General features: G+C 67.9%; 12 protein-coding genes, 1 pseudogene and 1 other annotated feature. Of the genes and pseudogenes, 7 read left to right on the forward strand and 6 right to left on the reverse strand.

Annotated features, from left to right (window positions below):
• On the reverse strand, positions 1-889 hold an 889-nt coding region (locus VGO20_RS23305; protein WP_327504791.1), incomplete at its 3' end, for an LPS-assembly protein LptD.
• Positions 890-1,096: 207 nt separating this feature from the next.
• Here VGO20_RS23305 and VGO20_RS23310 point away from each other — a divergent pair.
• Positions 1,097-2,328 (forward strand): IS3 family transposase gene (locus tag VGO20_RS23310; protein ID WP_327504792.1). Its coding sequence is split into 2 segments (ribosomal slippage): positions 1,097-1,391 and positions 1,391-2,328, totalling 1,233 coding nucleotides; the frame shifts between segments, so codons are not numbered across the junction.
• Positions 1,381-1,497: a sequence feature (AL1L pseudoknot), on the forward strand. It overlaps the preceding gene by 117 nt.
• Positions 2,329-2,423: 95 nt before the next feature.
• Positions 2,424-2,561 (forward strand): annotated as a pseudogene (locus VGO20_RS23315) (hypothetical protein); the annotation flags it as partial.
• On the opposite strand, the gene VGO20_RS23320 reads toward VGO20_RS23315, so the two are convergent.
• The 5 genes from VGO20_RS23320 to VGO20_RS23340 form a co-directional block, all read right to left on the reverse strand.
• Positions 2,515-3,756, reverse strand: a complete 1,242-nt coding sequence (locus VGO20_RS23320) for an O-antigen ligase family protein (RefSeq protein WP_327504793.1) — start codon at positions 3,754-3,756, stop codon at positions 2,515-2,517. The pseudogene VGO20_RS23315 and the gene VGO20_RS23320 sit on opposite strands and share 47 nt — an antisense overlap.
• Before the next feature lie 66 nt (positions 3,757-3,822).
• Positions 3,823-4,797, reverse strand: a complete 975-nt coding sequence (locus tag VGO20_RS23325) for an NAD-dependent epimerase/dehydratase family protein (RefSeq protein ID WP_327504794.1) — start codon at positions 4,795-4,797, stop codon at positions 3,823-3,825.
• On the reverse strand, positions 4,794-5,798 hold the full coding sequence (locus VGO20_RS23330) for an MraY family glycosyltransferase (RefSeq protein ID WP_327504795.1): 1,005 nt from the start codon (positions 5,796-5,798) through the stop codon (positions 4,794-4,796). The genes VGO20_RS23325 and VGO20_RS23330 overlap by 4 nt, the downstream gene beginning before the upstream one ends.
• Complete coding sequence (locus VGO20_RS23335) at positions 5,795-7,000, reverse strand: glycosyltransferase family 4 protein (RefSeq protein WP_327504796.1); 1,206 nt, start codon at positions 6,998-7,000, stop codon at positions 5,795-5,797. The genes VGO20_RS23330 and VGO20_RS23335 overlap by 4 nt, the downstream gene beginning before the upstream one ends.
• Positions 7,001-7,013: 13 nt before the next feature.
• Positions 7,014-7,997 (reverse strand): NAD-dependent epimerase/dehydratase family protein, encoded by a 984-nt coding sequence (locus VGO20_RS23340; protein WP_327504797.1) that lies wholly within the window; start codon positions 7,995-7,997, stop codon positions 7,014-7,016.
• A gap of 260 nt (positions 7,998-8,257) precedes the next feature.
• On the opposite strand from VGO20_RS23340, the gene VGO20_RS23345 reads away from it, so the two are divergent.
• From VGO20_RS23345 to VGO20_RS23365, 5 genes are read left to right on the forward strand one after another with little or no spacing between them, the layout of a single operon-like run.
• The gene (locus VGO20_RS23345) at positions 8,258-9,040 is read left to right on the forward strand and encodes a class I SAM-dependent methyltransferase (RefSeq protein WP_327504798.1); all 783 of its coding nucleotides are present in this window, start codon (positions 8,258-8,260) and stop codon (positions 9,038-9,040) included.
• 25 nt (positions 9,041-9,065) lie between these two features.
• The gene (locus tag VGO20_RS23350) at positions 9,066-9,764 is read left to right on the forward strand and encodes an acylneuraminate cytidylyltransferase family protein (protein ID WP_327504799.1); all 699 of its coding nucleotides are present in this window, start codon (positions 9,066-9,068) and stop codon (positions 9,762-9,764) included.
• Positions 9,765-9,806: 42 nt separating this feature from the next.
• The gene (locus VGO20_RS23355; protein WP_327504800.1) at positions 9,807-10,538 is read left to right on the forward strand and encodes a sugar phosphate nucleotidyltransferase; all 732 of its coding nucleotides are present in this window, start codon (positions 9,807-9,809) and stop codon (positions 10,536-10,538) included.
• Positions 10,535-11,455 (forward strand): NAD-dependent epimerase/dehydratase family protein, encoded by a 921-nt coding sequence (locus VGO20_RS23360; RefSeq protein ID WP_327504801.1) that lies wholly within the window; start codon positions 10,535-10,537, stop codon positions 11,453-11,455. The genes VGO20_RS23355 and VGO20_RS23360 overlap by 4 nt, the downstream gene beginning before the upstream one ends.
• 27 nt (positions 11,456-11,482) lie before the next feature.
• Positions 11,483-12,628, forward strand: a complete 1,146-nt coding sequence (locus VGO20_RS23365) for a glycosyltransferase (protein ID WP_327504802.1) — start codon at positions 11,483-11,485, stop codon at positions 12,626-12,628.
• Positions 12,629-12,636: the final 8 nt, after the last annotated feature.

Below are 12,636 nucleotides of genomic sequence, written 5' to 3' on the forward strand. Positions count from 1 at the left end.
GTCCGGTGCCGAACAGATGGCCGCGCAACTGATCCTCGCGGATGAAGCGGCTGCCGCCGACATCCTCTCGGCGGTCGGTCTGAACGATGCTTGCTTCAAGCGTGACCGCTCCCGACTCGAACCGCTTGCGGTACTCTCCCAGCAGATGAAGACCGTCTTCGGAACTGTAGGTAGGCGTGATCGTGGCGTCCTGATCCTGGCCGATCGCCCAGTAGTAAGGGACCGTCGCGAAGGCGCCAATATTGCCGCCGAGGCCAAAAGAGGGGGCGAGGAAACCGCTCTTCTGCTCGACTGTGGGGTCGGGGTGGGACAGGTAGGGGGTGTAGAAGACGGGAATGCCGAACATGTCCAGGACGGCGTCGCGATAGACCATTTCCTGGTTCTCGCGATCGTGGACGACGCGCCGGGCGCGGACCTGCCACAGCGGTGGCGCGCTCGGGTCCTCGGGGCACAGGTTGCAGGGCGAGTAGACGGCGCGATTGAGGCGCATGAAGCGGCCGTCGTCCGTGCGCTCGCCCTCAGTCGCTGCCAGCCGGGAATTGTCGGTCATCAGGACCCGCACCTGGTCGACAAACCCCTGAGCCAGATCGTCGGTCAGTTCGGCGTACTCCGCGAAGACCACGTCCCCGCTCGGCTCCAGCAGACTGACGTTCCCCGTCGCGGTAACGACGTTGGTGCGTTCGTTGTAGGTGACACGATCGGCGAGAACGACCCGGAGTCCCTGCGCTAGCTCGACATTGCCCGTGGCGGTCACCACTCCAAGGGTCTCGTCATAGACGAGTTCGTCGGCGTTCAGCAGAACCGGGGGCTGGTCAGTGGTTTCGTTAGCCCGCGCCTCTTGCGGAGCCGTGAGGCCCAGCCCGAGCGCTAGCAAGCCCAGGCCTAACAATGTGCGCGTGTCGCGGGAGCGGGGCCGTGGGAGAGAATGGCGTCGATGCACGCGATTGCCCTTGCGGGATAAGGAAGGCGGAACCGTTGTCGGGTGGCCGGGAGGTCCTGCTTAGTCGAAGCAGCCTCCTGAGGCAAGCCAGCCGGATGCGGGCTGAACCGCCCCGGGTTTCCTGGAGGCCCCATTTCTTGAGAAGATGGGGTCATCATGACGAAGCAAGCATCACCGAAATATGCCCCTGAGGTCCGCGAGCGGGCCGTGCGGATGGTGTTCGAACACGCCGGGGAGCACGCCTCGCAGTGGGCGGCGATCAGCTCGATTGCGGCGAAGATCGGTTGCACGGCGGAGACGTTGCGGGGTTGGGTCCGGCAGGCCGAACGTGACCAGGGCAAGCGGCCGGGGCCGACGACGGAGGAGCGGGAGCGGATCAAGGCGCTGGAACGCGAGGTCCGTGAGCTGCGCCAGGCCAACGAGATCCTGCGCAAGGCCTCGGCTTATTTCGCCCAGGCGGAGCTCGACCGCCCGTTCAGGAAATGATCGCCTTCATCGACGGGCATCGCGCCGTCCACGGGGTCGAGCCGATCTGCAAGGTACTGCCGATCGCCCCGTCGACCTACCACGCCCATGTCGCCCGCCGTGCCGATCCGTCCAAGGCGCCGGCCCGCTCGCAAAACGACGCTGGGCTGAGCGAGGCTGTCCGGCGGGTCTGGCACGCGAACTTCCAGGTCTACGGCGTGCGCAAGGTTTGGCGGCAGTTGCGGCGCGACGGCATCGACGTGGCACGTTGCACGGTGGCCCGGCTGATGCGACGCATGGGCCTGAAGGGGGCGACGCGCGGCAAGGTGGTGCGCACCACGATCAGCGACCGGGCGGCGCCTTGCCCACTCGACCGGGTGAACCGCCAGTTCCAGGCGCCACGCCCGAATACCCTGTGGGTCGCAGATTTCACCTACGTCGCGACGTGGCAGGGCTTCGTCCACGTCGCCTTCGTCATCGACGCCTTCGCCCGCCGGATCGTCGGTTGGCGGGTGTCGCGCACGGCCCATGCCGGCTTCGTCCTGGACGCCCTGGAGCAGGCGCTGCACGACCGCCGACCGGCCAAAAGCGGCGGTCTCGTTCATCATTCGGACCGCGGGTCCCAATATGTCGCTATCAGATACACCGAGCGCCTGACCGAGGCCGGCGTCGAGCCGTCCGTCGGCAGCGTCGGCGACAGCTACGACAACGCCTTGGCCGAGACCATCAACGGCCTCTACAAGACCGAGGTGATCCGGCGACGCGGACCGTGGCGCACCCTGGAAGCCGTCGAGTTCGCTACCCTGGAATGGGTCGCCTGGTTCAACCACCGCCGCCTGCTCGAACCCATCGGCAACTTTCCTCCCGCCGAGGCCGAAGCACGCTACTATGCCCAGCTCGAGAACGCCGCCATCGCGGCATGACTTAAGCCAACCAGCCTCCGGCGAACCCGGAGCGGTTCAGATCCTCCTGCGCGAGAACGGGTCGACCTAACATTCCGCTCGGCGCCGTTCACCAGCTGGACGACCCGGGCAAGGTCCCGCTGAACCTGATCGAGGTGCAGTCGGGAACCTGTCTCGGCGAGGACGACATTGTCCGCCTGGAGGACATTACACCCGGGGTTGAGGGGCGGCGGAGCGGGCGACCGCGACGATGAGCGCCGCGGTCAGCAGCAGCGTTGCCAGCCACCAGCTCTGCCAGATGCCGTAGGAAATGGACACCATGGCCATGCCAGCGGCGTAGGCGGCGAGCACCGGCGGGTGTGTCGCCTCGGGCATCCGTCCGATCCCCCGCAGCGCCAGCAGCAGGATCACGAGCACGGAAGCCACACCGACCGCGCCGAGCTCCAGCCAAATCTGCAGGAAGGCGTTGTGGGGATGCAGCGGCATCAGCGCCCCTTCGCCTTCCACCACGGTCGAGACGGTGCCTTGGCCGAGCTCACGCGACGCCTCCAGGCCCCAGCCGAACAGCGGCTTTTCCAGGATGTGCCCGGCCGTGAAGTGCCAGATGTCCAGGCGGTGGCGGGCCGAGGGGGGCAGCAGGTCCAGCGCCATCCCCTTGTCATGGAGCCACATCGCGGCCGGGACGACCCCCAGGAAGACGAGGACGGTCACCGCGCCGAACGCCCGGCGGGTCCATTCTCTTCCGACGGCCGCCAAAGCGAGCGCCGCCACCCCAGCGATCAACCCGAGCTGTGCCGACTGGCTTTCTCCCAGCATCACCGGGACGGCCAGGCCCAGGGGCAGCATTGTCGCGGCAAGGGGGCGGCCGGTCGTCCAGAGGACCATGGCGGCCGGCCAGACCACAGCGGCCAGGACCACCATATTCCGGTTCAGGTCGTTGGGGTTACCGTCGAAGGCGACCTGACCCCGGGCGAGGTTGTAGAGTGGCAGGCCGGCCAGAAGGTCGAACAGCAGCAGAAGGCCGCCTGCGGCGAATGTAACGGGCAGGAGCCGGAATCTGCCCGGTACGGGCTGAAGCGTCGCCGCCACCGAGGCCAGCGCCAGCGCCGGCGTGAACAGAAGTAGGAACTGGACGGCTTGGTCACGTCCCTTATCGGGGTCGGGCGCCCAGGTCGTCGACATCGCCGAAACCACTATCAACGCCGCGAAGGCGGCAATCCATGCGACCGCGACCGGCGGAGGCCGTCGATTCGACATCCACCATGTCACCGCGGCAGCAAAACCGCCCACGATCAGAAGTGGCGCGACGGCGCGAGGGACAGCCGCGCCGAGCAAGGGCGCCAGCACGGCGATGACGCCGAAGATGCCGGTGACGGTTGCCTGCCGCTGATGATCCTTCGTCGCGGTGGTCTCAGGAGCCTCAGCCCGGAGCGCGTGTTCGTCGGGCATCTGTCTTCTCGTTCTTCCCGGTATTCGTCGTATCAGTCTGCCGTCGTCGGCGGGGAGCCGGACCGCTCATCGCGATCCGCCGCCGGCCGTCTCCGCTTCACGCCCCGCAAACCAGAGGGCCGTGGCCCGGAGCGCGGCATCTTGCGGCAGCGGAGGCAGCCATCCGCAAGCTCTTCTGAAGGGGCTGTCGTCGACGTGGAGGGATCCCGCGATCCTGTCGAACGCGTCGGGCCGGCCCGCTGCGTGGAGTGCCGCTCTCAGCAGCAGGGGCGGAACAGGAAACAGCCGCGCCCGGTGAGAAAGTGCGCTGGACAGCGTTCGGACGAGGTCCGGCGTCGACGGCGAGGGGCCGTCGTGGACGAGGAAGCTGCGGCCGGCCGCCGCCGGATGGTCGATGCAGCGGAGGACGGCATCCACGAGATTGTCGACCGCGATCAGGCTGCGCCTGTTGCCGATGCTCCCCAGTGGCAGGGGCAGGCGGCGTTGGCAGAGGGCGAGCAGCTGCCCGAAATTAGCCCCTACGCCCGGGCCGTAGACCAGGGGAGGGCGGAGCGCCGTCCATTCAGTGCCCGTCCCCCGACAGGCATCCTCGAGCGCCCGCTCCGCCTCGAGCTTGGAAACGCCGTAGGGCGTGCCAGGCCGTGGGATGTCGTCGTCGGTAAGGGGCCGCTTGCCGCTCTGGTCGGCGAGGGCTTTGACGCTGCTGACCAGGATCACGCGTCCGATACCGGCCCGGGCGGCGGATACCGCCAGTTGCCGCGTCCCCTCCACGTTGGTTCGCCTGAAAGCGGCGAGGGCGTCGGCGGCCTCGTCGTGCAGGATGTGCACCCGTGCGGCCAGGTGTACGACCACGTCGATCCCCTGCAGCGCGGTCGTCCAGTCCGTGTCCGCGCCGATCTCTCCGACCTGAACGGCGTCGGCCACGGGTATGCCGTTTGGGCGGCGGACGGTCGCCCGGACCGCGATGCCGTCGGCCAGGAGCCGCTCCACCAGTCTCCGCCCCACGAATCCGGTCGCGCCTGTGACGAGCACCCTGGTCATGTTGCGGCGCGCTCCCGGCGCAGCTGGGCAATCAGCACCGCCATGACGAGGGCGGCGGGCAGCAGGACGACGGCGCCGTACTCCGTCGAAAGCACGGCGAGGAGGATCAGCGCGACGTTCGCCGCGAGTACGGTCCGGACCACGGACGCGTGGCTGCGGCCGCTGCGCACCGCCTGCTGGTAGAAGTGCTCGCGATGGGCCTGGAAGATTGGCTTGCCCTCGACCAGCCGCTTCAGCAGGGTCCAGGTGGCGTCCGTCAGGAAATACAGCGGCAGCAGCAGGGCCGCGATCCATTGGCCCGAGGCGGCGAGCGCCAGCAGCAGCCAGCCGAGCACATACCCGAGGGGGATGCTTCCGACGTCTCCCATGAAGATTCGGGCCGGATGCCAGTTCCAGCATAGGAAACCCGCTGCCGCTCCGGCCACGGCGGCGGCCACCCACGGCATGGGGACGCCTACCGGCGCGAACGCCGCCAAGGCGCAGATGCCGAGGCCGATCGACACGGCTTCTCCTCCCGCAAGGCCGTCTATGCCGTCCATGAAGTTGTAGAGGTTGACGAACCACAGCCACGCGACGGCGGCGAAGGCGCGGTCGAGCCAGTACGGCAGCAGCCCCTGGAAGACGTCCGCGTCCGACGGCAAGGCCGTGAGTCCGATCGTGACGGCGCCGATCTGCACCGCGAACCGCAGCGACGCCGGCAGGCTGTGGCGGTCGTCCATCCAGGATACAGCCGCGAGCAGCGCGCCCCCGCCGAGGATGGCGAGCACCCAAGGCCATCCGCCGGACAGCCATCCGGATGCCGCCACCGACGGAACCAGGGCGCACAGGATTCCCCAGCCGCCGCCGCGTGGCGTCGGCACGGCGTGGCTGCTGCGCTCGTTGGGGATGTCGAGGATGGCGCGACGCCGCAAGATGGGCAGAACCATGCCGGTCGCGGTGGCGGCGACGGCAAAGGCCGCCACTGCGACCGCCGCGAAGAGGAGGGCGGCTTGCGGTATCAAGACGGAGACCCCTCGCTGAGCGAGCCGGCGGCTTCGCCACTCGTTCCGGCGGCCATGTCGGCGCACAGGTTCCGGTAGATGTCCAGGATGCGGCCGCTGACCTGTTCCATGGCCATGTCCGACAGCACGAGCCGGCGGCTTTCCGCGCCGAATCGTCGACGCAGGTCGTGGTCGGTGGCGAGACGTGCGAGTGCTTCCGCCAGCGCGGCCGGATCGTCGGGAGGGACCAGCAGGGCGTTGCGATCCGCCACGGCGATCTCGCGGCAGCCGGGAACGTCGGTGGCGACGATTGCCCGGGCGCAGGCTGCTGCCTCCAGCAGGCTCTTCGGCAGTCCCTCCCTGCGCGACGGCAGCACGGCGAAGTGGCAGCCGGCCCATACCGACGGGATGTCCGCGCTGTGTCCCGACCATTCGATGCCCGGTTCCTCGGACCACTCGCGCAGCCGCGCTTCCGGAACGGTGGTGGGATTCTCAGGGTCGGGGGTTCCCACCAGGCGCAGACGCAGGTCTATTCCGCGGGCGCGGACCCGGCGCACGGCGTCGACTAGGACCGGAACACCCTTGTCCTCGAGCATTCTCCCCACGAACGCGGCGACGACGGGCGGGTGGTCAGGGGTGGGGGACGGAGCGAAACGCCTCACGTCGATGCCCGAGCCGCGCACGATCCTGATCCGCTCTTCCGCGACCAGGCCCAGGCCGACCAGCAGGTCGCGGTCGTCGGTGTTCTGCAGGACCAGCACGCTGCCCGGCCGGTTCAGGATGCCCCTCAGGAGCGGAGTGACGGTCGCTCGGATCGCCCGCGCCTTCGGGGAGCGGGAGCTGAACACGTAACCCAGCCCCGTCAGGCTGTTCACTACCCGCGAAACGCTTGCGATCCTGGCAGCCAGACCTCCCATCACGGTGGATTTCAGGGCGACGTGGTGGACGAGGTGCGGGCGCTCGCGACGGTAGAGCGCCACGATGTCGCGCAGTGTCCGGATGCCGGCCAGCGGGTCGAGGCTTCGTCGTTCCCAGGCGAGCGGGAGGAGCCGGAATCCCTCGTCCTCGATGCGCTGGCCATGGTCGCGGACCCTGGTCGCGACGGCGACGTCGAATCCGGCGTCGCGTGCGGCCCTGGCCATGGGGAGGCGGTGGGACCAGAAGTACCAGTCCTCGGTGACGAGGTAGATCAGCTTCGGGCGGCTGGGGGCGGACGAAGGCACTGCGATCCCCGCCTCACGACACCTTGTGATAGGACTTGTACCAGTCGACGAAACGCGGAATGCCGACCTCTATCGGCGTCTTCGGATCGAACCCGAGCGCACGGCGGCTGGCCTCGATGTCCGCGTAGGTCGCGGCGACGTCGCCGGCCTGCATGGGTTCCATCTGCTTCCTGGCCTCCCGGCCGAGTGCCTTCTCGATCAGGCCGATGAAGTGGAGCAGGTCCTCCGACCGGCTGTTGCCGAGATTGTACACGGCGTGCCGCGCGCCGCGCTCGTCGGGCTGGGCCGGATGGTACAGCGCGCCCAGGACGCCCGACACGATGTCGTCGATGTAGGTGAAGTCCCGGCGCATTCGTCCCTGGTTGAAGACGAGGATCGGTCGGCCCGCCATGATCGCGTCGCAGAACAGATAGGCGGCCATGTCGGGGCGCCCCCAGGGACCGTAGACGGTGAAGAACCGCAGCCCCGTCGACGGTATCCCGTGGGTGTGGGCGTAGCTGTACCCGATCAGCTCTCCGGCGCGCTTGGTCGCCGCATAGAGCGAGATCGGATGATCCACCCGGTCCTCCACCGAAAACGGCAGGCTGGTGTTGGCGCCGTACACCGACGACGAGCTCGCGTACACGAAGTGGTCGAGCGCATCCGAGCGGCGCGCGGCCTCCAGCATTACGACCTGGCCCATGACGTTGGCGTCGACGTAGGTGTAAGGGTTCTCGAGCGAATAGCGGACTCCCGCCTGGGCGGCCAGATGGACGACCCCGGTGACCCGCCCGGCTTCGGCGAAGGCCGCCGCGATCGCGCTCCTGTCCTGCACGTCGGCCTGGTGGAACCGAAAATTGGGGTGTTCCATCAACGGCGACAGACGCGCCCGCTTGAGCGCGACGCTGTAGTAATCGTTGAGATTGTCGATCCCGAAAACGGGCTCGCCACGGTCCAGGAGCGCACGGGAGACGTGGGATCCGATGAAGCCGGCGGCTCCTGTAACGACGATGCTCATATGTGTTGACCATGGCGTGGATGTCGCGGGCCCCCGAGGGGCGGAGGTTTTATGCACGACGCCGACGCCTTTCGCCAAGCCTCAATGGAGGCGCGCTTCGCGCGAAGGGGCGAATGCCGATTTGCCGCAGCGCACGGTCTTGCAATGCGGTCGCGGCGGGTGATAAGACGGCCCGGCTGAACCCGCTTGCGACGCGCCGTCGGGAATGGGTGCCGTGTCGGGTGCGGTCTAGCCGCACCTTCGGAAGGGAAGATCGACACATGCCGGCCGTCACGGATTTGGATGCTCACGAGAGGGTCCTGGTCGAGCACGTTTTCGAGACTGAGACGAAAACCCCTCATTTCGGACTTCTTCTCCGGGACTTGAGGCGGCTGTCCTCGGAACTGCCTGAGGGAGCGGTGGTCGTGTCGCTGGAGCGCACGCTTCTCTATGGCGGCGTCAGCCTGTTCGCTCCGTACTTCGCGGGCAAGCGCCTCGAGATCGTGGACTGCAGCCCGCCCTCCGCCGACGAACGCGGGGCGTACAACGCCGCGATGGTGAATCGGCCGGATTTCATCCAGGTCCGCTATACGCGGCGCGCCCCGATCGAGGAAACCGGTCTGGATAGCGCCAGCGCGGATCTCGTGATCGTGCCCAACCTCGTCCACCACGTCGCCGATCAGGATAAGCTGTTCGGCGAGATGGCGCGTATCCTCAAGCCGGGCGGTCGGGCCTACGTGTTCGAGCCCATCCTGCGTGAGCTCCACCAGATTCCCGACGACTATCTCCGCTACACGCCCTATGGCGTCCAGCAGATGTTCCGCAAGGTGGGCCTCGAGCCGGAAGGCTTCGAGATCGACGGCGGTCCGTTCACCGCGATCGCGTATTGCTGGATCCAGGCGCTTCAGCATTTCCCGCCGGGCAAGCGCGAGGAAATGGAGGAGTGGTTCTACGGGCGCCACTTCGGGGAGCTGTTGGGCTACGAGGCGGAATACCCGAAGAACCTGTTCCGCAGGCACACCCATTTCGCCGTCAGCTTTTCCACTTCGGCGCGCAAGGCCTGATCTGATGCCATACCGCGACCTTTCGGTGCTGGCCGTCGTTCCGGCCCGCGGTGGCAGCAAGTCCGTTCCCGGCAAGAATCTCAGGACGGTCGGGGGACTGTCCCTCGTCGCCCGGGCCGCTCGGGTCACGGGCGAGCTGTCGTGGCTGGACGGTGCGGTGCTGTCGACCGACGATCCGATGATCGCCGAGGAGGGGCTGCGCCACGGATTGTCGGTCCCTGCGCTGCGGCCGGCCGAGCTCGCCACCGACACCGCCCTTTCCATCGATGTCTGGCGCCATGCCTGGCTCGAGGCGGAGCGAGTGAACGGAATGCATTACGACGTCTCTATTCTGCTGGAGCCGACGAGCCCCATGAGAGAGCCCGCGGACGTCGTCGCGACGCTCGACGCCATGATTGATGGGGGGCACGCCTCCGCGGCGACCGTCAGCCGGACGCCGGGGCACTGCACGCCGCACAAGACGCTGACCATCGGGGACGAGGGCGTCCTTGCCTTCTATCTGTCCGAAGGCGCGCGCTACTCACTGCGGCAGAGCATACCGAAATATTACCACCGCAACGGCATCTGCTATGCGGCGCGCCGGGAAACCGTCGTCGACGCGGGTCTCATCATCGAGAAGGGTTGTCGTGCGGTCGTGGTCGACCGGCCCGTCGTGAACGTGGACGAGGAAATCGATCTGAGGTTTGCGGAATTCCTGTTGGCCGGGATGGGCAGCCCGCGCTAGGGCTCGCCGGTCGGCGCGGATCGCGTTCGAGGGGAACTGGTCATGAAAGCTGTAATCCTGGCTGGGGGTAAGGGAACGCGTCTGGCCCCCTATACCACCGTCCTGCCCAAGCCCCTGATGCCCGTCGGCGGGGGCATGGCCATCCTCGAGCTCCTGATCCGCCAACTCAAGTCTGCCGGTATCGTCGACCTGACGCTCGCGGTTGGCTATCTCGCTCACCTAATCGAAGCGGTGATCGGCGATGGAGGGAAATACGGCGTCGGGGTGAAGTACTCCCGTGAGGACCGGCCGATGGGAACGGCCGGGCCGATCACTCCGGTGATCGCGGAGATGGGGGAGGACTTCCTGGTCATGAACGGCGACCTTCTGACCAATATCCGCTTCGACCGTCTCGTCCGGCATCATCGCGATACGCGGGCCGATGCCACCATCGCCGTCTTCCGTCGCCGCATCGACATCGACTTCGGCCTGATCGAGATGGACGACGATGGGTTCATGACAGGCTACCGGGAGAAGCCGAAGCTCGACCATTTCGTCAGCATGGGACTGTACGTCCTCAAGCGGGATGCCGTCGCGCCCTTCCTCACGCCCGGTTCGTATCTGGACATGCCGGATCTGGTCAGGCAGATGGCCTCGGCGGGCAGGCGCGTCGCGTGCTTCCGAGAGGACTGCTTCTGGCTGGACATCGGGCGGCACGAAGACTACGAGGCCGCGAACGCGATCCTTGAAACCCGTCTCGACGAGTTTCTCCCACCGGAATCCGCCCGCGGATGAGGGCCATCGTATCCGGATCGGGCGGCTTCCTGGGCGGCCATCTCCTGCGCGAGCTGGCAGGACGCGGCGCGACCGTCGGAACCTTCGGCATCCGCGGCCCGGCCCGGCCTGGTCACCTGATCCTCGACGGGTGCTCCGACGTGGCTGGTCTCGCCGCGTGGCTGCGCGCCTCTCCGCCCGACGCTGTCTTTCACATGGCGGGCGCGACCGGCGGCATTCCGGTCGAGGAGATGTACCGCGTCAACGTCGTCCTGGGGGTGACGCTGATCGAGGCCTTGGAGGTCGCGGGGCTCGGGCACGTGCCGATCCTGATGATGGGAAGTGCGGCGGAGATCGGCCCGGTGGGGTTGGAAGATCCTCCGATCGCCGAGGAGCGGCCCTGCCGGCCGGTGACTGCTTACGGGATATCCAAGCATGCCCAGACTCTGCACGGTCTCGCGGCGGCGCGGGGTGGGCGCCCGGTCGTGGTCGCGCGACTGTTTAACGTCGCGGGACCCGGCATGGGTGGGTATACCGCGCTCGCCGAGTTTGCCAGGCAGATCGCGGCATGCCGATGCGACGGGGTGGGAGTGGTCAGAAGCGGCGATCTCGACAGCATCCGGGACTACCTGTCGGCCGAGGATGTGGCCCGCCTCGTCGTCGAGCTGGTTTCCGCTCCCGCCGCCTGGGGGAGGGTGGTCAACCTTTGCAGCGGCCGCGGACAGCGCATCCGCGATCTCCTGGAGCGCATGATCGAACTCTCCGGGCTGAGCCTCGAGATCGAGACCGACTCCGGACGCCTGAGGCCGCTCGACGTGCCGTCGGTCGTCGGCGACCCTTCGCTGCTGGCGAGCATCGTCGGACGTGTTCCGGCGCCGATGGGCGACGCGACCTTGCGCGGACTGCTGGCGGGCGAGACCCCGCTGCGGCACTCTTGAAGGGCGCCTCTGGCCGGGCGGATTGACATGGACCGTGTCTTACACGTTGTGAACTCGCTGGAGACGGGCGGCGCGGAAATGCTCCTCGCCTCGCTCGTCGCGAGAACCGATCGCTCCCGTTTCGATCCGGTCGTGGTCGCCCTGTGCCCGGAGACTGCAGCCGGGCCGGTGCGGGAGAGGATTCTCGCGGCCGGCGTCCGCATCCACGATCTGGGTATCCGCCGGGGCCTACCCGATCCGCGGGCGATCATCCGCCTCGCCGCGGTCCTCAGGCGTGAGCGGCCGGCGGTGGTCCAGAGCTGGCTCTACCATTCCGACGCGTTCGCGCTGTTCGCCTCCGCCCTCGCAGGACGGCCGCCGCTCGTCTGGAGCCTGTGGTGTTCGGACATGGACATGTCCAAGTACTCCTTGGGCTCCAGGATCCTGCCGACGGTGCTGGCCAGGCTTTCCGCCTGGCCGGCAGCCGTGGTCACGAACTCCGAGGCGGGACGCCGCGCCCATGCCGCGATCGGTTACCGGCCGAGGCGATGGGAGGTTATCCCCAGCGGTTTTGACACCGGGGCGTTCCGGCCCGACGACCGGGCCCGTGTCGCGCTGCGGGCGGAGTTGGGCGTGGAGCCCGGTGCCGAGCTCGTCGGCATGGTGGCGCGGTGGGACCCCATGAAGGACCACCGCACATTCCTGGAGGCGGCCGCCCTGGTTCGTGCGGTCCGGCCCGACGTTCATTTCGTGCTCGTCGGGCGGGGCGTCGATGCCGCCAATGGTGAACTCGCGGGACGGATCGAGGCGCTCGGCCTGGGCGATCGCGTTCACCTGCTCGGCTCCCGGCCGAACGTGGTTGGCGTGATGGCCGCGTTCGACGTGGGCTGTCTGTCCTCGCGCACCGAAGGACTGCCGGGCGTCGTCGCCGAGATGATGGCATGTGCCGTGCCCTGCGTCGCGACCGACGTGGGAGATACGCGCCACCTCGTCGCCGACACCGGAGCGGTGGTGCCGCCCAATGATCCGCAGGCACTGGCCGCGGCTCTTTCGGAGATGCTGGCGCGTGGGGCCGGGCGGCGTGCCGATCTCGGGGCCGCTGCCCGCGACAGAATCCTTTCCGCGTTCCATCAGGACGGTTTCGTGTCCCGTTTCGAGGCGCTGTATGCCTCCCTGATTGGTCGGGCCGCGTGACCGCCGGG

The organism is Arenibaculum sp. (genome assembly GCF_035998295.1).
Classification (GTDB): Bacteria; Pseudomonadota; Alphaproteobacteria; order Azospirillales; family Azospirillaceae; genus DASYHS01.

What these genes read in the sequence shown, in the direction of transcription:
- VGO20_RS23355 (WP_327504800.1), top strand. Translation starts at nt 9,807, where the DNA reads ATGAAAGCTGTAATCCTGGCTGGGGGTAAGGGAACGCGTCTGGCCCCC.
- VGO20_RS23345 (WP_327504798.1), top strand. Translation starts at nt 8,258, where the DNA reads ATGCCGGCCGTCACGGATTTGGATGCTCACGAGAGGGTCCTGGTCGAG.
- VGO20_RS23325 (WP_327504794.1), bottom strand. Translation starts at nt 4,797, where the DNA reads ATGACCAGGGTGCTCGTCACAGGCGCGACCGGATTCGTGGGGCGGAGA.
- VGO20_RS23320 (WP_327504793.1), bottom strand. Translation starts at nt 3,756, where the DNA reads ATGCCCGACGAACACGCGCTCCGGGCTGAGGCTCCTGAGACCACCGCG.
- VGO20_RS23365 (WP_327504802.1), top strand. Translation starts at nt 11,483, where the DNA reads ATGGACCGTGTCTTACACGTTGTGAACTCGCTGGAGACGGGCGGCGCG.
- VGO20_RS23360 (WP_327504801.1), top strand. Translation starts at nt 10,535, where the DNA reads ATGAGGGCCATCGTATCCGGATCGGGCGGCTTCCTGGGCGGCCATCTC.
- VGO20_RS23340 (WP_327504797.1), bottom strand. Translation starts at nt 7,997, where the DNA reads ATGAGCATCGTCGTTACAGGAGCCGCCGGCTTCATCGGATCCCACGTC.